The 17,960-nt window shown below is 64.9% G+C and carries 17 protein-coding genes and 3 pseudogenes; 11 read left to right on the top strand and 9 right to left on the bottom strand.

The features are described 5' to 3' along the window. The first annotated feature begins 100 nt into the window (after nt 1–100). The 7 genes and pseudogenes from ACVWYI_RS30800 (at nt 101) to ACVWYI_RS30770 (ending at nt 7,014) form a co-directional block, all read left to right on the top strand. Nucleotides 101–493: a BlaI/MecI/CopY family transcriptional regulator gene (locus tag ACVWYI_RS30800; RefSeq protein ID WP_247341405.1), complete on the top strand. Its 393-nt coding sequence runs from the start codon at nt 101–103 to the stop codon at nt 491–493. Further along, nucleotides 490–3,010 (top strand): annotated as a pseudogene (locus ACVWYI_RS30795) (M56 family metallopeptidase). Before ACVWYI_RS30800 ends, ACVWYI_RS30795 begins: the two are co-directional and overlap by 4 nt. 154 nt (nt 3,011–3,164) lie before the next feature. Then, on the top strand, nt 3,165–4,628 hold the full coding sequence (locus ACVWYI_RS30790) for a DUF1800 domain-containing protein (RefSeq protein WP_247341411.1): 1,464 nt from the start codon (nt 3,165–3,167) through the stop codon (nt 4,626–4,628). Nucleotides 4,629–4,630: 2 nt separating this feature from the next. Beyond that, nucleotides 4,631–5,878, top strand: coding sequence for a DUF1501 domain-containing protein (locus tag ACVWYI_RS30785; protein WP_247341413.1), 1,248 nt, complete (start codon nt 4,631–4,633; stop codon nt 5,876–5,878). Nucleotides 5,879–5,910: 32 nt separating this feature from the next. Next, the gene (locus ACVWYI_RS30780; RefSeq protein WP_456648926.1) at nt 5,911–6,129 is read left to right on the top strand and encodes a hypothetical protein; all 219 of its coding nucleotides are present in this window, start codon (nt 5,911–5,913) and stop codon (nt 6,127–6,129) included. Nucleotides 6,130–6,222: 93 nt separating this feature from the next. Further along, nucleotides 6,223–6,742, top strand: a pseudogene (locus ACVWYI_RS30775) (septal ring lytic transglycosylase RlpA family protein). Between the two features lie 116 nt (nt 6,743–6,858). Next, entirely contained in the window at nt 6,859–7,014 is a 156-nt protein-coding gene (locus ACVWYI_RS30770) for a hypothetical protein (protein WP_247341420.1), read from the top strand. Nucleotides 7,015–7,082: 68 nt separating this feature from the next. Here ACVWYI_RS30770 and ACVWYI_RS30765 read toward each other — a convergent pair whose 3' ends face one another. From ACVWYI_RS30765 to ACVWYI_RS30755, 3 genes and pseudogenes are all read right to left on the bottom strand, one after another. Continuing rightward, complete coding sequence (locus ACVWYI_RS30765; protein ID WP_456664593.1) at nt 7,083–7,388, bottom strand: hypothetical protein; 306 nt, start codon at nt 7,386–7,388, stop codon at nt 7,083–7,085. A 112-nt stretch (nt 7,389–7,500) separates the two neighbouring features. After that, complete coding sequence (locus ACVWYI_RS30760; RefSeq protein ID WP_456664036.1) at nt 7,501–7,773, bottom strand: hypothetical protein; 273 nt, start codon at nt 7,771–7,773, stop codon at nt 7,501–7,503. 92 nt (nt 7,774–7,865) lie between these two features. Then, a pseudogene (locus tag ACVWYI_RS30755) lies at nt 7,866–10,557 on the bottom strand (flavin-containing monooxygenase). A gap of 261 nt (nt 10,558–10,818) precedes the next feature. Here ACVWYI_RS30755 and ACVWYI_RS30750 point away from each other — a divergent pair. Continuing rightward, on the top strand, nt 10,819–10,995 hold the full coding sequence (locus tag ACVWYI_RS30750) for a hypothetical protein (protein WP_247341430.1): 177 nt from the start codon (nt 10,819–10,821) through the stop codon (nt 10,993–10,995). Between the two features lie 80 nt (nt 10,996–11,075). Beyond that, nucleotides 11,076–12,536: a carboxylesterase/lipase family protein gene (locus tag ACVWYI_RS30745; protein WP_456664035.1), complete on the top strand. Its 1,461-nt coding sequence runs from the start codon at nt 11,076–11,078 to the stop codon at nt 12,534–12,536. Between the two features lie 11 nt (nt 12,537–12,547). On the opposite strand, the gene ACVWYI_RS30740 is transcribed toward ACVWYI_RS30745, so the two are convergent. Further along, nucleotides 12,548–12,727, bottom strand: coding sequence for a hypothetical protein (locus tag ACVWYI_RS30740; protein WP_247329577.1), 180 nt, complete (start codon nt 12,725–12,727; stop codon nt 12,548–12,550). Nucleotides 12,728–12,884: 157 nt separating this feature from the next. Here ACVWYI_RS30740 and ACVWYI_RS30735 point away from each other — a divergent pair, with 157 nt between their 5' ends. Next, nucleotides 12,885–13,679 (top strand): DODA-type extradiol aromatic ring-opening family dioxygenase, encoded by a 795-nt coding sequence (locus tag ACVWYI_RS30735; RefSeq protein WP_456664034.1) that lies wholly within the window; start codon nt 12,885–12,887, stop codon nt 13,677–13,679. A gap of 53 nt (nt 13,680–13,732) precedes the next feature. On the opposite strand, the gene ACVWYI_RS30730 is transcribed toward ACVWYI_RS30735, so the two are convergent. From ACVWYI_RS30730 to glgC, 3 genes are read right to left on the bottom strand one after another with little or no spacing between them, the layout of a single operon-like run. Then, on the bottom strand, nt 13,733–13,993 hold the full coding sequence (locus ACVWYI_RS30730; RefSeq protein WP_247341438.1) for a SemiSWEET transporter: 261 nt from the start codon (nt 13,991–13,993) through the stop codon (nt 13,733–13,735). Nucleotides 13,994–14,030: 37 nt separating this feature from the next. Beyond that, on the bottom strand, nt 14,031–15,488 hold the full coding sequence (glgA, locus tag ACVWYI_RS30725; RefSeq protein ID WP_456664033.1) for a glycogen synthase GlgA: 1,458 nt from the start codon (nt 15,486–15,488) through the stop codon (nt 14,031–14,033). After that, on the bottom strand, nt 15,485–16,747 hold the full coding sequence (gene glgC / locus ACVWYI_RS30720) for a glucose-1-phosphate adenylyltransferase (RefSeq protein WP_247442313.1): 1,263 nt from the start codon (nt 16,745–16,747) through the stop codon (nt 15,485–15,487). Before glgC ends, glgA begins: the two co-directional genes overlap by 4 nt. A gap of 293 nt (nt 16,748–17,040) precedes the next feature. Here glgC and ACVWYI_RS30715 point away from each other — a divergent pair, with 293 nt between their 5' ends. Beyond that, entirely contained in the window at nt 17,041–17,517 is a 477-nt protein-coding gene (locus ACVWYI_RS30715; RefSeq protein ID WP_456648931.1) for a hypothetical protein, read from the top strand. Nucleotides 17,518–17,521: 4 nt separating this feature from the next. Here the strand turns inward: ACVWYI_RS30715 and ACVWYI_RS30710 are convergent, their stop codons facing one another. Continuing rightward, nucleotides 17,522–17,725 carry a hypothetical protein gene (locus ACVWYI_RS30710; protein WP_456664032.1) on the bottom strand — a complete coding sequence of 68 codons (204 nt, stop codon included), beginning with the start codon at nt 17,723–17,725 and terminating at the stop codon, nt 17,522–17,524. After that, nucleotides 17,722–17,901 carry a hypothetical protein gene (locus ACVWYI_RS30705; protein WP_456648932.1) on the bottom strand — a complete coding sequence of 60 codons (180 nt, stop codon included), beginning with the start codon at nt 17,899–17,901 and terminating at the stop codon, nt 17,722–17,724. Before ACVWYI_RS30705 ends, ACVWYI_RS30710 begins: the two co-directional genes overlap by 4 nt. Nucleotides 17,902–17,960: the final 59 nt, after the last annotated feature.

The raw sequence follows: 17,960 nt of genomic DNA, 5'->3' as shown, positions 1-17,960 counted from the left end.
CACGCGACACCATTTCAGGTGGAAACGCCGTTGCGCGGCGCGGCCGTATATGCGACGATCTGTAGCGCTACAAGAAAATTCGAAGCAAGGTCAGATGCCCATGGACGATCGTTTGCCCGATCTGGGCGACCTCGAGCACGAGGTCATGCAACTGGTTTGGGCCCATGGTCCTGTTACGGCCGAAATCGTGCGCGAGCGGCTATCGCGGCGTCTGAAGGAATCCACGGTCCGCACGGTGCTGCGCCGGCTGGAAGAAAAAGGCTATGCTCGGCACACCGTGGACGGACGGACCTATGTCTACCACGCGGCTGAAGAACGCTCGCGGGTTGCAGCCAAGGCGGTGCAGCGCATCGTCGATTGGTTCTGCAACGGCTCGATCGAGGAGGTTCTCGTCGGCATGGTCGACAACGCGATGCTCGACCAGCAGCAATTGCGCACGCTGGCCGATCAGGTGGCCAAGGCGAAGAAGGCGAGGGGAGTGAAGAAAGAATGATCGCAACTCTGGCGGAGGCGGCGCTGCGCTCCCTTATGCTGGGAGGCGTCGTCTGGTTCGGCCTCAATCTTTTTCGGGTGCGCAATCCGCACGTCCACATGACGGCTTGGGTCGTCGTGCTGCTGGCGTCGCTTGCGATGCCCTTCGTGATGCATTGGCCGACGCTCACGATTACCCGGCTGCCCTTGCCGGTATCCATGCCGGATGATTTTCTGCCGGCCGACATGTCGACGCTGGAGATGCCGCAGCCGACACTCCCGGTCGCGCCCGGTCCGGCGATTGTTCCACCGGCCAAGACCGGGTTCTCGATCGACTGGTGGCTGGTCGCCACTATTGTCTATGCCGGCGTCGCCGGCCTGTTGCTGCTGCGGCTCGCTATCGGCCTTTGCCTGACCTGGCGTCTGGCGCGCGTGGCGAAGCCGATGAAGGGCCCGCAGATGATCGACGCTGATGTGCGCGTCAGCTGCGACGTCGGTGGTCCCGTGACCTTCGGCTCGACCATTCTGGTGCCGCCGCAATTTTTCGGCTGGGACGCGAAGAAGCGGCTCGCGGTGCTCGCGCATGAGAGCGCGCACGTCGCCAACCGCGATTTCTACGTTCTCTTGCTCGCTTCCCTCAACCGAGCGGTGTTCTGGTTCAGCCCGTTCTCGTGGTGGCAGCTCGCGCACCTCGCCGAACTCGCCGAGATCATCAGCGACGCCGAGGCGATCGAGGTGATCGACGACCGGCTGTCCTATGCGGAAATCCTGCTTGATTTTGCAAGCACCGTAAGACCGCGACCGGCCGAGCTTGCGATGGCGCGGGCCTCGACCGTGCGTGCCCGCGTCGAGCGCATTATCGCGGCCGCCGCGATGCCCGTCCCAGTCGGCTGGCGCAAGCGGCTTTGGATTGCGGCCGCGATCGGACCGGCCGTGATCGTATCCGCCGGCATGATCGCCTATCGCACGCCGGACTCGGCGCCCCTCGCCGCGGATGCCGGCGAGGTGCCGGCCCAGCATTACCGACCCTTCGTCAATTTCTATGCCATGGCCCCAGCTTCGGTGTTCGCGATCTTCCGCGAAGGTGACGAGCTTTACGGCCAGCTCACCGGGCGGCGCAAATTGCGCCTGACGGTCGGGAGCGACGGTACCGCGTCCTACGCGGCCTCGTCCGGCGAGATCACGTTCCCGCTCGATGCCGAGCGTCGTTCGGCCGAACTGATGCTGCGCATGAACGGCCGCGACATACGCGCGGTTCGCGTCGCCGAGATGCCGACGGCGGCGGCCGATCCCGCATCGCTCGATCAATATGTCGGCTGGTACAGGGTCGCGCCGAACCGCGTGCTCACCGTGCGCCGCGACGGGGATCGTCTCTGGCTGAACGAAACCGGGCAGGGCACGACGCAAGTCCTTGCCGAGGGCACCGATGCGTTCTCCTTCCGCGGCGACCATCTCCTGATCTTCCTGCGCGACGAGCAGTCAAAGGTCTCGCGCGTGCTGGTGCAGAGTGCGGTTTTCGGCGCCCGCCTGGCAGCCCGCGTCGATGCGGGGGTGGCTCAGGCCGTCGAAGCGGACTTCGCTCGCCGCCTCGCCGAAGTGCCTGACCGATTCAGGGAGCAGGTTCCAGCCACCGGCGGCAAGGAAATGATCTTGCGTGGGATCGAAGATCTGCGCGGCGGCACACCGAACTACGATCGCATGAGCGCGCCGCTAGCGGCCAAGGTCCACCGGCAGCTCAGTGAAATGCACGCGACGTTGGTCGCGCTCGGCGGGCTGGAGTCGATTTTCTTCCGCGGCGTCGGGCCCGGCGGCTACGACATCTATGGCGCGAAGTTCGAGAACGGCACGGCCGAATTCCGCCTGTTTGCTCGAACCCGATGGCAAGGCCGGCGATGTCATCTTCCGGGCCGACGGCAATGACGAACTCGGCGGCATCGTGCCTTGCTCGGAGGAGGCGAATGTGCGCGGTCGTGCCGGCACCTCGCCGATCAGAATTCTGGTCTACAACGAGATGGGCGACGACATCCAGGTCTTCAATCTCGGTGCCGACGGCAATCGCAAGACGCAAAGCGTGGTCAGGCCCAACATGAGCTGGGCTGCCACGACCACCGTGAACAATCCCTGGGTGATCGCCGACAAGTCGGGGCGGTGCCTCGAGGTCCTGATGCCGGGCCGGCAGACGCGCTTCCACAATGTCGAGGCTTCGAACATCGGCGCAAAGCCGGGACGCGCCGCGCGCCGTGCCGTTCCGATCGCCAATGGCGAGGAGATGCTGCGCCGCTACATCCAGGGCGTCGGCAAGGGACAGCCGGACTACGAGCACATGACGTCGGAAGTCGCCGACGTCACGCGCCAGCAGCTTCCGTTCGACCAGGCGATCCTGGCGAAGCTTGGCGCGCTGCGTGCGGTCTCGTTCCGCGGCGTCACCGCGCTCGACAGCGACATCTACATCGCCCAGTTCGCCAACGGCTCGGCGGAATGGCGGATCGGTGTCAGGAACGGCACGATCACCAAGATCGCGCTTGGGCCGAATTTCTAGGACCGCTGCCGGTCTGCCGGACCGGAGGCCTCCGACGTCTTGAGGCGACGTCTCAATCTCCGCTTGCGAGCTTATGCATCGAATGCTACGTTATGTAGCATTACAATTCGTAGCGGCGCGTTGTCGGGCAGGCTCGAAGAAGTGGGCATTCGCCATGAGCAATTCTGCAAGGGCCGAAGCTGTGCTGGCGCTTCATCGCTTCGGGATGGGGCCGCGGCCGGGATCAATCGCCGCTCTCGGCAGTGACCCGCGCGGCGCGCTGATCGCCGAACTCGATCGCCCGCTTGTGCTCACCGCAGCCGCCAGCCTGCCCTCCAGTGCGAAAGCCTATCGCACCGTGGCCGACGCCAATGCGCGGCGAACGGCCCGCGCCAAGCAGGCCCAGCAGCAGGCGAAGAAGCAGCAGACGGCGTCGGCGCCGGTCATGTCGGAAGAGCAAACGCAGACGCAAGGGCCAGCGCAGGGTCAGGAGAAGGACGGGGCTGAGATGGCAGCCAAGCAGGCGGCCGAAGCCGTTCCCGATCCCGGACGTCCCATGTATTTGCAGGAAGCCAAGCTGCGGACCGAAGCCGCGCTCGGCGCCGACATCGGCTTCGCCGAGAGGCTGGTGTGGTTCTGGTCCAATCATTTCTGCGTCTCGGCCTACAAGATCCAGAGCATGTCGGGTGCTTACGAGCGCGAGGCCGTTCGCGCCAATGCGCTCGGTCACTTCGTCGATCTGCTTCAGGCCGTCGAGGGCCATCCGGCGATGCTGTTCTATCTCGACAATCTCGGCTCGATGGGCGCGAACTCGATTGCCGGCATCAACCGCAGCCGTGGCCTGAACGAGAACATCGCGCGCGAAATCATGGAGCTGCATACGCTCGGCGTGCGTACCGGCTACAGCCAGAACGACGTCATCGGCTTCGCCAATGTGCTGACGGGATGGACGCTTGTTCCGCCCGGAGACAATCCCGAGCACGGTGGCGAGTTCATCTTCAATCCGCGGCTGCACGAGCCCGGCGGACAGACCGTGCTCGGCAAGCGCTACGAGCAGGAGGATGCCGAGCAGGGCCGCGCCGTGCTGCGCGACCTCGCCGCGCATCCGGCAACCGCGACCCACGTCGCGACAAAACTCGCGCGCCATTTCGTGGCAGACGAACCGCCGCCGGCGCTCGTCGCGCAGATGGCAAAAACCTTTCGCGACACCGAGGGCGATCTCAAGCAGGTCGCGATCGCGCTGGTCTCGTCAGACGAAGCGTGGCGCGGGCCGCCGTCAAAACTCAAGCGTCCCGGCGAATGGGTCGTCGGCATGGTGCGCGCAACCGGCATCAGGGAAGTCGATCCCACGCGCTTCACCGGCGGCCAAGACCTGCTCGGCGAGGGGCTGTGGCGCCCGTCGGCGCCCAAGGGCTATCCGGATGACGAGGCAAGCTGGATCGACGGCGTTGGCCGAAGGCTCGACATCGCCAATAATTTTGCCGAGCGCGTGGCGGCCACTGCGGATCCGCAAGCCATCATCAAGGATGTCTTCGCGTCCGAGATCGCGCCCGAGGTGAAGCAGGCGGTCGGGCGTGCCGAGAGTCGGCAGCAGGCGCTGGCGCTGCTGTTCATGTCGGCGGATTTTCTGAGGAGGTGAGTATGGGCTTCGTCAATCATTTGCCCACGCGGCGCGAGCTTCTCGTCGGTTCCGGTGCGCTGTTCGCATGGAGCCAAATGCCGCGGATTGCGCGCGCCGAAGGGCGCGATCCGCGCCTGCTGGTCATCGTGCTGCGCGGTGCGCTCGATGGTCTCGGTGCGGTCGCGCCGGTCGGCGATTCCGACTGGATCTCCTTGCGCGGCGATCGCGCGCTGGTGCTGGACGGCAAGACGCCGGCGCTGCCGCTCGATGCCTTCTTCGCGCTCAATCCGGCGATGCCGAACCTGCATCGGCTCTACAAGACCGGCAAGGCTGCGATCGTCCACGCCACCGCGACGCCCTATCGCGAGCGCTCGCATTTCGACGGCCAGGACGTGCTGGAAAGCGGGCTCGTCAAGCCCGGCATGACCAACTCGGGATGGCTCAACCGCGCGCTGCTCGCGCTGGAATCGGGCGGGCGTGTCGACCCGCGCGGCAGCCGCGCACTCGGCATTGGCTCGGTGACGCCGCTGGTGGTGCGCGGCTCGGCGCCTGTCATGACATGGGTGCCGCAGAAATTGCTGCCGGCGAGCGAGGACACGCAGAACCGCCTGCTCGATCTCTACCGGCACACCGATCCGAAGCTTGCGACCGTGCTCCAGGCCCGCATGAAGCTCGCCTCGCTCGGCGGCGCACCGGGCACGGGCGATCCGATGTCCGACGATCCGACGCTGGCGCCCGGCATCGCGCGCGTGCGCGCCTATTTTGCCGAAGCCGCCGGCACCGCCGCGCGCTATCTCGCAAAGCCCGATGGTCCGCGTGTCGGCGCCATGGGCTTCGTCGGCTGGGACACGCACATCGCCGAAGGCGCGGCCGCGGGCCAGCTCTACAATCTGCTCGGCGCGCTCGACGGCGCATTCGCTGCGATCGAGAGCAACATGGGCGAGGCCTGGCGAGAGACGGTGGTCGCCGTCGTCACCGAGTTCGGGCGCACCGCGCGCATCAACGGGACGCAGGGTACGGATCACGGCACCGGCACGGTCGCTTTCCTGATCGGCGGTGCGCTTGCCGGCGGCCGCGTGATCGCGGACTGGCCTGGCCTGAAGCCGGCGCAACTCTTCGAGGATCGCGATCTCAAGCCGACCACGGATTTGCGCGCGGTGTTGAAGGGCCTGCTGAGGGATCATCTGCGCGTCGAGGAAAAGGTGCTGGCCGATGCGGTCTTCCCCGGCAGCGCCGATGTCAGACCGATGGGCGGCCTCGTCGGCTGATAGCGCGGCTTTGCAGCCGGATCGGGTTCGAGATGTGCACACTGACACCGCGGGAGCTCGACTTTCTCGCCAGCCTCAAGACAGGCTGGCAGTGGCTCTATCGGCGCGAGCTCGCGCGGCTCCTGAAGGGTGACACCAAGCCTGCCGAGGTTCAGCCGGCAACGCGCATCGTCTGGCACGTTGTATCGGACTTATCCCACGAGCCTGTCTCGATTCAGGACAAGCCAGTGTGGTGGAATCGTCACAGCTAAACACGAAACGGCTGCGGCCTCCGACCCGCTTTTGTTCCGACAAGGTTCTGCCCTCATTGCCCGCCGAAACTCGGGCCGTTCGGAGGGCGCATCATGTCTCGCTTTGCACGTGCCGAAAATACCCGGATTTCGCTGGCAACCTCGTGCCGGTTGCTGCTCGCCATCGCCGGTGCGGCGTCGCTTGCGGCGTGTGCGCAATCGCCGGTTCGGCCGCCAGAAGGCCGATCTGGCGGGCACCAGCCGGCAGGCCACGGTCGAGCGCCCGCACAGGGTGGCGGCACTGCATCCACGGCCGATCAGCCGGGTGCGCGTCCCCGACGGAGACGCAAAGCAAACCGCCTCGCATGGCGTTGCCAGCTTCTATTCGGATACAGAGACCGCGAGCGGGGAGAGGTTCGACAAGAACGAATTGACCGCGGCCCATCCCTCCCTGCCGTTCGGCACGAAGCTGCGCGTCACCGATGTCTCCTCTGGTCGCTTCGTGACCGTCAGGATCAACGATCGCGGGCCTTATGTTCGCGGACGCGTGGTCGACATCTCTCCCTCTGCGGCTGAGGCGCTCGGCATGGTCGACAAGGGCGTCACCAATGTCCGGCTCGACGTCGTGCAATAAAGCGCGATTCTCATCGATTTCCGACGCTGTGCTTAACCGGCTGTTAGCCGCCTCCGACGCACGATCGACATCCAAACAATTCCGGACTCCAAATCGGGGCTCTTGGGGGGCGGCGTTTGAACACGATCCAGTATCTCGAAGATCAGGCCACACGCGCCGAGCGGCTCGCCAAACGGATCACGGATACAGTGACGATCGAAAAGCTGCTGAGCTTCGCGGGCGAACGCCGCCGCGAGATTGAGGTCATCGCCGGCAAGTACCGGCGCGCCTGATTCTTATCATCCATGCGCTGAACGCATACGCCTCGCTTCCCCGTCTGAGCAATCGAAGTAACGCGCGCTCAGCTATAGCTTTCGACGAAGTCACTGAGATAGTCGGGCAGCCTCACGCCATCGATGTCGCAGCGCGCCCGAATCTCACCGGCGACGTCGGTCGAGATGTCTTTCATCCAGTGCTCGAGCGTGTTGAACGAGATGACCTGGATGGGATCGTTGAAGCAGCCGGCGACGAGCTCGCCGATGGTGGCGTCGAGATCGCTTCGCTCGATGCGGATTTCAGTCGCCTTGTCGAGGCGATCGATCACCACGAACAAGGTCTGATCTGCGCCATAGGGCACGACCTGGGCTGGCACGCCGGCTTCAACCATCTGAAGCACTCACACCTTCGCTTCCGATCACCACTAACGGGAAAAACCGGAAGAAGGTTCCTGCTTTGTGAGAAGCTTGTCGTGTGCGTGCAGCTTCGGCGCCTGCAGGCAATCAGAGATATTCCCTGAGCCGCGATAGCTCGGTGACGTGCTCGGGCGAGAGGATATCCGTGACCAGCGACGGCTGCGCCGCCGTGTGAATCTCATAGAGATGCCTGGTCGCCGCCGGCTTCTCCATGAAAGCCGAGATGCATTCGTCCAGAGTGCCTTGGCTCACCTGATAGGAATCTCGGTCCGGCCGGCGCTGGTTCGCAAGCGAAGGCCATTTATACAGGGCCGCAGCCGCGCCGAAATCAACCTTTGAATCCGCAACCACGTCGCCCATCGCCCCACCTCACGCAACACGCACTCCATTACACGGGTGCCGCCCCACAAAACGCAGCGGCCGGGAAAAAGTTCCCGGCCGCTTTGTCTTTGTCAGCTCGCGGCCGCCGCAATTCTGGGCTCCGGGCTGGCGTGACCGTGGCTGATCTCGTCGCCGCGACCGACCTTTGGCGGAAGCCCGGCGAAGCGCCGCAACGCCTCGGCCATCTGCACCCGGCCGGAGACCCCGGTGATCACCACGTCCACCATGGCGAAGGACGAGTGGAAATGACCGCGCGCCCTAAGTTGCTCGACCGGGACGCCGGCGGCCGCCATTGCCTCGGCGTAGGCGATGCCCTCGTCGCGCAGGGGATCGAATTCGCAGGTGACGACGAAGGCCGGCGGCAGGCCCGCAACCTTGCCGCGGAGCGGCGAGACGCGCGGATCGGTGCGGTCGGCTGGCGAACAGTAGAGATCCCAGAACCAGTACATCAGCGAGCGGGTCAGGAAATAGCCGGTCGCATTGTCGTTATAGGAGGGACGATCGAATGTGCAGTCGGTGACCGGGCAGATCAGGAGCTGGCCTGGCAATCTCCGGGCCGCCGCGATCGCGTGCGAGCTGACAAGTGACGGCGGCGATGTTGCCGCCGGCGCTCCAGCCTGCGACCAGCACCGGGCCCGGCTTGCCGCCGAGCTCGGCGGCGTGCTCGGCGATCCAGCGCGTCGCTGCATAGCCGTCTTCGGCTGCGGCCGGGAAACGATGCTCGGGCGCATGACGATAGCCGACGCTGACGAGCATCATGCCGGTTCGCCGCACCATGTCGCGGCAGAACGGATCGTCCGACTGCTCGTCGCCGAGCACCCAGCCGCCGCCGTGGAAATAGATCACGACCGGATGCGGCCCCGGCGTCGCCGGCCGGTACACGCGGTACGACAGCGGGCCGTCGGTGCCGGGCAGGGTGCCGTCGACGATGTCGCCGATTGGCCGTCCCGCAGGCCGGCCCTTGTTGAACTCGTCGACGAAGGCGCGGGCACCGATCGCGCCCATCGACTCGATCTGCGGCAGATTCAGCGACGCCAACAGGTTCAGCACCAGCCGCACATCCGGCTGCAGGCGCACCACTTCGCCGTCATTGCATTGCGCGGCAACGTTGGGGCCGGTCAGCTTGAAGCCGAGCATGCCGCGGCTCGTGACCTCGTCGCAGATGCTGCGATAGGGGCCGACGCCGCCGGTATAGGGCATCAGGCCCTGCACCTTGCCGGGCACGTTGGCGCCCGTGTACCAGGTGTTGGCGAGCCGGTGCAGCGTCACCATCGAGCAGTCGGCCATGTGCCGGCCCCAGCCGGCCTGTGCCGTCTCGGTCGGCTCGATCGTGGTGAAGCCGGCGTCGCGCAATGCCTTGAGCCGGTCGACAACCCAGTCCACATGCTGCTCGATCGACACCGCCATGTTCGACAGCACCGACGGGCTGCCGGGGCCGGTGATCATGAAGAAGTTCGGGAAGCCCTCGACGGTGAGCCCGAGATAGGACTGCGGTCCCTGTGCCCAGACATCGGTGAGCGATTTGCCGCCACGTCCGGTGATCGGATGCACGGCGCGGATCGCGCCGGTCATGGCGTCGAAGCCGGTCGCGAACACGATGACATCGACGTCGACGCTGCGCTTGGCCGTCGTGATGCCGCTTGCGGTGATCGCCTTGATCGGCTCCTGGCGCAGATTGACCAGCGTGACGTTCGGCCGGTTGTAGGTCGCGTAGTAGTTGGTGTCGAGGCAGGGGCGTTTTGCGCCGAAGGGATGATCGTGGGGCATCAGTGCCGCCGCCGTCTCCGGATCCTTCACGGCAGCGCCGATCTTCTCGCGGATCAGCTCGCCGATCAGCGCATTGCCATCGACATCCACGCCCTGGTCGGCCCAGAGCTGGGTCAGGATGTGGACGAGGTCGCCGGCGGCCCAGGCGCGTTCGAAGCGCTCGCGACGCTCGGCATCGCTCAACTGCCAACTCACCACCGTCTGCTGCGGATACGGCACGCCCGTCATCGACAAGCGTGCTTGATCGCGATATGCGGCGCGGTCGCTTTCGAAGAAGGTCTTGCGATCTTCCGGCGCCGGACCGTTACCCGCCGGCAGCGCGAAATTCGGCGTGCGCTGGAATACGGTCAGATGCGCGGCCTGCTCGGCGATCAGCGGGATCGACTGGATGGCCGATGAGCCCGTACCGATCACGGCGACGCGCTTGCCGGCGAGATTGACGCCGTCATGAGGCCAGCGTCCGGTGAAATAGACCTCCCCGCCAAAATCCTTGACGCCGTCGATCTCGGGCGGCTTTGGCGCGGAAAGGCACCCGGTGGCCATGATGTAATGGCGGCAGGAGACCGGTGCGCCATTGTCGGTGGTGAGCTGCCAGCGTTCGGTCGCTTCGTCCCATTTGGCTTCGGTCACCTTGGTCTTGAAGCGGATGTCGCGCCTGAGATCGTAGCGGTCGGCGACGAAGCCGAGATAGCGCAGGATCTCGGGCTGGGCGGCGTATTTTTCCGACCAGGTCCAGGCCTTGTCGAGTTCCGGATCGAACGTATAGCTGTAATCGATGGTCTGGATATCGCAGCGCGCGCCGGGATAACGGTTCCAGTACCAGGTGCCGCCGACATCGCCGGCTTCTTCGAGGGCGACCGCCGTGAGGCCGGCCTTGCGCAGCCGATGGAGAAGATAGAGGCCGGCAAACCCGGCCCCCACCACGGCAACATCGACCTGCTGACTGGCTCCGCGACCCGCGTCAGAGGCACGTGCAGCAACCATTGCGTCAGGCATGGTATTTCCTCCCGTATGTTTTGTTTTGCCGGCAGGCTATCGCCGCAGGCTCGGCTTGTCATCAGATCAAGTGCAATCTTCGGTAGCTGTTTGCGGCGTCATCATGGCCGCGCGAACCTTGCTTCAATGCACGCATCGCGATGCACAATGGCCGTGATTACCCGGGCTAATCATGGATGATCCGTCTGTGTATGCTTGCGGCTACAAGCCACGCATATCCAGGGCGTCATGACAGAGTTGAGTGAGCGAACCAGAGCGAACATGGACGTCGTCCTGGAGGAGACGTGCCGTCAACTGCCGCATGGCGGCGATCACGACAGCCGCAGGTTCATCGCCCAGCGCCTGATCGAGGCGGCGCAGTCAGGCCACTCCACGCTTGGTGAACTCGGCATCATCGCACGGCACGCACTGGCGGAGCTTATCGCCAAGGGCAGCTAGGCGCGGCCGCGGCGCTTGCCTCACTATGGACGACGGACATAACCTGACCGAACCCTTCCGCGCATCGAGATGCTCCGAAGATGCGGTACGTGTTCGCGCTTTTTGCGGCTTCTGTCATCCTCTGTTGCAACGGCTCGGCCGTGGCCCAGCCGGTCGGCCAATTTCCGTTCGCGCTGACGCGTGAAGGACAGATGCTTGGCGCCGTCGAAGGCGAGGTGGCGTCGTTCAAGGGGCTGGCCTATGCGGCCGCGCCAATCGGGCCGCTGCGCTGGCGTCCGCCGCAGGCAACGGCCGAGAGTTCGGAGATGCGCACGGCCTACAAGTACGGCGCGCCATGCCTTCAGTCGTCGCTGCCGGGCGCGAGCGAGGATTGCCTCACGCTGAACGTGTTCCGTCCGTTCGGGGTCGATGGCCCGCTGCCGGTGATGCTATTCATCCACGGCGGCGCTTTCGTCCGCGGCACCGCGAACGATCCGCTGTTCGACGGCGGCAGGCTGGCGCAGGCCGGCCTCATCGTGGTGACCGTGAATTTTCGCCTGGGCGCGCTGGGCTGGCTTACCGAGCCCGCGCTGTCGGAAGGCGGCTCCGGCAATTACGGCCTGATGGACCAGATCGCCGCATTGCATTGGGTGCACGACAACATCGCGGCCTTCGGTGGCGATCCAAACAACGTCACCTTGTTTGGCAGCGGCGCAGGCGCGACCTCGATCGCGCTCTTGATGCTGTGTGCGCAATCGCCCGCGCTCTTTCAGAAAGCCATTCTGCAATCGGTCCCTGGCCGTGCGCGGCTGCGCTCGGCGCAAGAGGCCGAGATTGTGGGCCGGCAATTCGTCGCGGCGCTTGGTCAACAGGCTGATTTGCGCGTAGCCGAACCGCGAGGCCTGCTTGCCGCCGAAAAACATCTGCTCGAAAAATCGCCGCGCAGTTTTGCGCCGACGATCGATGGACGTCTGGTGAGCGAGGAGGTCGCCGCAGGCTTCGCGGCCGGACGTGAGAGCCGCATTCCGATGATCATCGGTTCGAACGATGACGAGACGGGTTTCGACAGCGAGCTCGATATCCGGGAGGAGCTGGCATCGTCAGGTATCACCAGCGACGAACTGCGCAAGCTCTATCCCGACCTCGCCAAACCTTCGGACCGCGCGGCAAGGTTCTACACCGACAAGGTTTTCTCGGAGCCGGTGCGGCTGCTGGCGCGGCTGCATGCCGCAAGCGGCGCGCCGACCTTCCGCTATCGCTTCGCCTACGTGCCGGAGGCACGGCGCGCCAACCCCGAAGGCGGTCACGGGCGGGAATTGCAGTTCATCTTCGGCGCAGAAGGCATGCCGGGTGCGGGCATCTTGTCACGAGGTGATCGCGAGGTCGCAAGCCGCATGCGCGCCTACTGGATCAACTTCGCCAAGAGCGGCGATCCGAACGGTGCGGACCTGCCGCGATGGGACGCTGCGGCAGGCAGCGATCGCCTGCTGCTGATCACGAATGATCGCCTCGCGAGCGGAGACGACCCCTGGTCGGAGCGCCTGGACCGGCTCGGGCATTAGATGAGTTGGACTTAAGCCGCGAGCTCGACGCGCGGCGCCGGGCTCAGCCGGTCTTCCTCCAGATAATCCATCGCGCCATCCCTCTCGACGGCGTAGAACTGCTGGCCTTCCCTGGACCTGTAGGCGGCGCGAACCACACCGCGGCGGCCCTTGTCACTGTTGACGACGTCCCCCAGCGCAAACTTCTTCATCTCACGTCCTTGGTCTTCTGGCCGACTCCTTCGGCCACGCCCGGGATTTTGGGCGGCAAATCGTTAACGTCTTGCTAACCATACGGGTTTGCCTATGCTCGCCGCCGATCGCGCGGCTGTTACACGCGCATGCTGTCAACGAGACGAGCCCGCATCCATGACGCGATTTCCGACCCTCTTCCTGTCGCATGGCGGCGGTCCTTGGCCGTTCATGGAGGACAGGCGGGTGCAATATGCGAAGACTGCCGAGGCGTTCGGCCGGCTACCGCAGCTATTGCCGGCAAGCCCGAAGGCCGTGCTCGTCATCACCGGCCATTGGGAGGCCGAGGCCTTCACCGTGACCACCTCGGCGTATCCGCCGATGGTGTACGACTATCACGGCTTTCCCGAGCACACCTATCACATCAAATATCCTGCACCGGGCAAGCCCGAACTCGCGGCGGAAGTGAAGGCGCTGCTTGCGCGCGCCGGCCTCGATTGCCGGGAGGATCCCAATCAGGGTTTCGATCACGGCACCTTCGTGCCGCTCGGCCTGATGTATCCGAATGCCGACATGCCGATCGTGTTGCTGTCGCTGAGATCGAGCTATGACGCGGCCGAGCACATCAGGGTGGGGCAGGCGATCACCTCGCTCCGGGATGAGGGCATTCTGATCGTCGGCAGCGGGCTCACCTATCACAACATGCGCGGGTTTGGCCGGGCGGAGTCCAAGCCGGTCTCGTATGATTTCGAGGCCTATCTGAACGAGGCGATCAGCAATCCGGACGCGGCGCGCCGCAACGCGATGCTGGTTGACTGGGAGAACGCGCCGAGTGCGCGTCTCGCGCATCCGCGTGAAGATCATCTGCTGCCGCTGATGGTGGCCGCCGGCGCCGCCGGCAGCGACGCGGGCAAGCGCGTCTTCGTCGACGAGGTCGCTAACGTTGCGATGGCGTCGTATGTGTTCGGGTGAACTCGTAGGGCGGATTGCGATTCGCTAATCCACCCCCTAGCATCGCGCTAGCCTCACCCGTATTTCAGCTTCATGAACAAGATGCCGCCGGCGAGCAGCATGGTGATGGCGTTGGCCGCGACCAGGGGCGCGTCGCCGGAGAGCAGGCCGTAGACGAGCCAGAGCGCGAGGCCCAGCACCATGATGAGAAACATGCCGAGCGAAATGTCGCGCGCCGAGCGGGTCTTCCAGACCTTGATGACCTGCGGCGCGTAGGCGACGGTGGTGCAGGTGGCGGCGGCAAAGCCGATCAGCTTGATCGTAAGGGGTTCCATGCCGGCTCTATAGCATGGATTCGAGGACGATCAGGGCTCAGGCGCGGCGGGAGGCCATCAGCCCGCGATAAAGCGCGGCATAGTCGCCGGCACGGTTGCGCCATGACACGTCGGTCGCGAGGCCGCCCAGTTGCAGACGGCGCCAGGTCAGCTTGTCGTGGAAGGTGGTGTTGGCCTTGCGCAGCGTGCCGGCGAGGGCATCCGCGGTCACGGGGCCGAACTTGAAGCCGGTGGCATCGTGGCCCGATTTATCGGCCTCGCCGATGTCGACGATGGTATCCTCGAGGCCGCCGACGCGCGAGACGATCGGCACGGCGCCATAGCGTAGCGCACAGAGCTGGGTCAGGCCGCACGGCTCGAAGCGTGACGGAACGATGAGCGCGTCCGAGCCGGCCTGGATCAGATGCGCCATGATCTCGTCGTAGCCGATCACGACCCCGATCCGGCCCGGGTTCGCGCGTGCGGCGGCCTGATAGCGTTCCTGGAGATCGCGGTCGCCGCTTCCGAGCAGCGCGAGCTGCATGCCTTCGCTCAGGATGGTCGGAATGGCCTCGAGCAGGAGATCGAGCCCCTTCTGCCACGACAGGCGGCTGATGACGCCGAGCAATGGCGTCCCGTCCGAGGAATCGAGATTGAACTGTTGCTGAAGCACCGCCTTGTTCGCGGCCCGGAAGGTGAGATCCTCTGCGCCGAAGCGGTAGGCGATGTGCGGATCGGTCTGCGGATTCCACACATCGATGTCGATGCCGTTGAGAATGCCGCTCAGAACGTTGGCACGGGAGCGAAGCAAGCCGCCGAACCCCATGCCGCCCTCGTCGCTCTGGATCTCCCGCGCATAGGTCGGCGAGACCGTGGTGACGCGATCGGCGAATTGCAGGCCTGCCTTCAAAAAACTGATGCCGCCGAAATATTCGAGGTCGTCGATGCCGAGGGCGTGCCAGGGCAGGCCAATCGAACCGATCAGCTCGGGCGCGAACTTGCCCTGATAGGCCATGTTGTGGATGGTCATCACGGTGCCGGGCCGCGGTCGGCTGTCATAGTGCAGATAGGCCGGCGCGAGCCCGGCCTGCCAGTCATGGGCGTGCACGACGTCGGGCACGAAGGCGGGAACGAGACCGTGGCCGATATCGGCGGCGATGCGCGACAGCGCCGCGAAGCGCACGCCATTGTCCGGCCAGTCGACGCCCTCGGCGGTGACGTAGGGATTGCCCGGCCGCGCGTAGAGATGCGGCACGTCGAGCACGAACAGATCGAGCCCGTCATGCGAGCCCGCGAGCAGGCGTCCGGGGCCGCCGAAATAATTCGGCCAGCGCCGGATCTCGTCGGCTCCCCCGAGCATCCGCATCACGTCCGGATAGCCCGGCATCAGCGTGCGCATCTCGACGCCGTGAGCTTTCAGCGCGAGCGGCAGCGCGCCCGCGACATCCGCGAGGCCGCCGGTCTTGACGATGGGATAGACTTCAGAGGCGACCGCGAGGACGCGAACAGACGTCATGTATTGAGCCTGTCCAGCATCGACTGGGTGATGAGCGAAATGCCCTGTTCGGTGGTGCGGAAGCGCCTCGCGTCCAGCTCGGGATCCTCGCCGACGACGAGGCCTTCCGGGATCTCGACGCCGCGGTCGATCACGACGTTCTTCAAGCGCGCGCCGCGGCCGACATTGACGTAGGGCATGATCACGGCGTTCTCGACATTGGCGTAGGAGTTGACGCGTACGCCGGTGAACAGCAGTGAGCGCCGCAGCGAGGCCCCGGAAATGATGCAACCACCCGAGACCAGCGAACTCACGGCCTGGCCGCGTCGGCTCTCCTCGTCGTGGACGAACTTTGCCGGTGGCGTGATCTCCGAATAGGACCAGATCGGCCAGGCGCTGTCGAACAAATCGAGCTCGGGTACCACGTCGGTGAGGTCGATATTGGCGGCCCAATAGGCGTCGACCGTGCCGACATCGCGCCAATAGGCGCGGGGGTCGCTGCCGGAGCGGACGCAGGAGGTCGAGTACTGGTGCGCCATGGCGCGGCCGTTCTTGACGAGGTAGGGGATGATGTCCTTGCCGAAATCGTGGTTGGAATTCGGATCCTCGGCGTCGCGCTTGAGCTCCTCGAACAGGAGTTTCGCGTCGAACACGTAGATGCCCATGCTGGCGAGCGAGACGTCCGGCTTCCCCGGCATCGGCGGCGGATCTTTCGGCTTTTCCAGGAACGACTTGATCCAGCCATTCTCGTCGATATGCATGATGCCGAAGCCGGAGGATTCCGCCCGCGGCATTTCGAGGCAGCCGACGGTGACGTCGGCGCCGCTCTCGACATGCTGGCGCAGCATCACCTCGTAATCCATTTTATAGACATGGTCGCCGGCGAGAACCACGATGAAGCGGCAGGCGTGGGATTCGATGATATCGATGTTCTGGTAGACCGCATCCGCCGTGCCGACATACCACATGTTCTCGGAGACGCGCTGGCTGGCCGGGAGAATGTCGAAGCTCTCGTTGCGCTCGGGACGGAAGAAGTTCCAACCCATCTGAAGGTGCCGGATCAGGCTGTGCGCCTTGTACTGGGTGGCGACTGCGATGCGGCGGATGCCCGAGTTCACCGCGTTTGACAGCGCGAAATCGATGATGCGGGATTTTCCGCCGAAATAGACCGCAGGCTTGGCGCGCCGGTCGGTCAGCTCCAGGAGCCGGCTGCCGCGTCCGCCGGCCAGGACGAACGCCAGGGCCTGACGGGCAAGCGGCTCGGGTCTCGCGGCACTCATGTCATCCTCCCACAACTCTGGCGCTCGCCAGAAGCCTCCCGGCCGCGCACTTCGGAACCGATAGTAACGGCCCGAATAGTCAATCGGGAAGGTGGTTGTTGGTTGCGAATGCGCGGGAAGCTTAATGCTTTGCCGGGTCTGCGGCCTCCGGTCTGATGACAATTGAGGCATCCCATCTTGTGCGGTGCACGCAATTGGAGGCGCGACTTTTGAGCCTTTGACTTGGCGCAAGGATGCCCGATCATGCGACCGCGATCCTCTTCCGAGCGGAACGTCAAACAGGGAGTGAGGCGATGAGTATCTGGAAAATGACAATTGCCTGTTCGCTGGCGGGTGCGGTGATGGCCGGCCAGGTCGAGCAGGCGGCAGCAGCTCCGCTGCCGACCAATGTCGCGACCATGAAAGCCGCGGTCGGCGATGATGCTACGCAGGTGTACTGGCGCGGCCGAGGTTTTGGATGGGGTATTGGCGGCCTCGCAGCCGGCGCGATCATCGGCAGCGCCATCGCCAGCAGCGCGCCTTATGGCTATGGATATGGCGGCGGCCCATACTATGGGGGCGGCTACGGATACCCAGGGCCGGGCTACGGTTATGCGCCCGCCTATTATGGCGGCGGCTACGGATCGGGTTATGCTTATGGTCCGGGTTACGGTTATGGCGGCTACTACGCGCGTCCCCGCTACTACGGCTATCGCGCCTATCGTCCATATTACGGTCCGCGCTACGGCTACTACCGGCCGTACCGGGCCTATCATCGCGGATATTGGTGATCGATCAAACGGGCGGAGCGCCTCGCCGCAGCGCGACGATGCTGAAGAGGTTTGAGGGCCGCTGCACGCAAGCGGTCCGATCGGCTTGCGCGCGTTGAACCCGGTGATGCGGCACTACGAGCCGGCCATGCCCGCCCGCGACAATCCCGATGCAGATCGCGACGATGATCGCGATCTCGATGGACCATTCGAGCGGTCCCGAGGTCATGGCAGCGCGATGGTGTTGGTGAGATCGGGTCCGGACAGGCCCGGGCCGCCGCACGCAAGATAGATGGCGACGAGAAAGATGCGGCTGAGGACGGTGGCGCTCAATATGACCCTGACGTCGCAATGGCGAATGGCAAAAGCGAGAGGCGAGATCGCCAGGTGTTTTAAAATGCTCATGGCCAACTCCTTGCCGGAATTCAGGCATCGACTGCCTGTCGACTGAAATGACAGTGTGA

This window comes from Bradyrhizobium sp. LB13.1 (assembly GCF_054056815.1).
This window is presented reverse-complemented; position numbering and strand designations above follow the sequence as displayed.

What these genes read in the sequence shown, in the direction of transcription:
- ACVWYI_RS30800 (WP_247341405.1), top strand. Translation starts at nt 101, where the DNA reads ATGGACGATCGTTTGCCCGATCTGGGCGACCTCGAGCACGAGGTCATG.
- ACVWYI_RS30790 (WP_247341411.1), top strand. Translation starts at nt 3,165, where the DNA reads ATGAGCAATTCTGCAAGGGCCGAAGCTGTGCTGGCGCTTCATCGCTTC.
- ACVWYI_RS30785 (WP_247341413.1), top strand. Translation starts at nt 4,631, where the DNA reads ATGGGCTTCGTCAATCATTTGCCCACGCGGCGCGAGCTTCTCGTCGGT.
- ACVWYI_RS30780 (WP_456648926.1), top strand. Translation starts at nt 5,911, where the DNA reads ATGTGCACACTGACACCGCGGGAGCTCGACTTTCTCGCCAGCCTCAAG.
- ACVWYI_RS30765 (WP_456664593.1), bottom strand. Translation starts at nt 7,388, where the DNA reads ATGGTTGAAGCCGGCGTGCCAGCCCAGGTCGTGCCCTATGGCGCAGAT.
- ACVWYI_RS30760 (WP_456664036.1), bottom strand. Translation starts at nt 7,773, where the DNA reads ATGGGCGACGTGGTTGCGGATTCAAAGGTTGATTTCGGCGCGGCTGCG.
- ACVWYI_RS30750 (WP_247341430.1), top strand. Translation starts at nt 10,819, where the DNA reads ATGGACGTCGTCCTGGAGGAGACGTGCCGTCAACTGCCGCATGGCGGC.
- ACVWYI_RS30745 (WP_456664035.1), top strand. Translation starts at nt 11,076, where the DNA reads ATGCGGTACGTGTTCGCGCTTTTTGCGGCTTCTGTCATCCTCTGTTGC.
- ACVWYI_RS30740 (WP_247329577.1), bottom strand. Translation starts at nt 12,727, where the DNA reads ATGAAGAAGTTTGCGCTGGGGGACGTCGTCAACAGTGACAAGGGCCGC.
- ACVWYI_RS30735 (WP_456664034.1), top strand. Translation starts at nt 12,885, where the DNA reads ATGACGCGATTTCCGACCCTCTTCCTGTCGCATGGCGGCGGTCCTTGG.
- ACVWYI_RS30730 (WP_247341438.1), bottom strand. Translation starts at nt 13,993, where the DNA reads ATGGAACCCCTTACGATCAAGCTGATCGGCTTTGCCGCCGCCACCTGC.
- glgA (WP_456664033.1), bottom strand. Translation starts at nt 15,488, where the DNA reads ATGACGTCTGTTCGCGTCCTCGCGGTCGCCTCTGAAGTCTATCCCATC.
- glgC (WP_247442313.1), bottom strand. Translation starts at nt 16,747, where the DNA reads ATGAGTGCCGCGAGACCCGAGCCGCTTGCCCGTCAGGCCCTGGCGTTC.
- ACVWYI_RS30715 (WP_456648931.1), top strand. Translation starts at nt 17,041, where the DNA reads ATGAGTATCTGGAAAATGACAATTGCCTGTTCGCTGGCGGGTGCGGTG.
- ACVWYI_RS30710 (WP_456664032.1), bottom strand. Translation starts at nt 17,725, where the DNA reads ATGACCTCGGGACCGCTCGAATGGTCCATCGAGATCGCGATCATCGTC.
- ACVWYI_RS30705 (WP_456648932.1), bottom strand. Translation starts at nt 17,901, where the DNA reads ATGAGCATTTTAAAACACCTGGCGATCTCGCCTCTCGCTTTTGCCATT.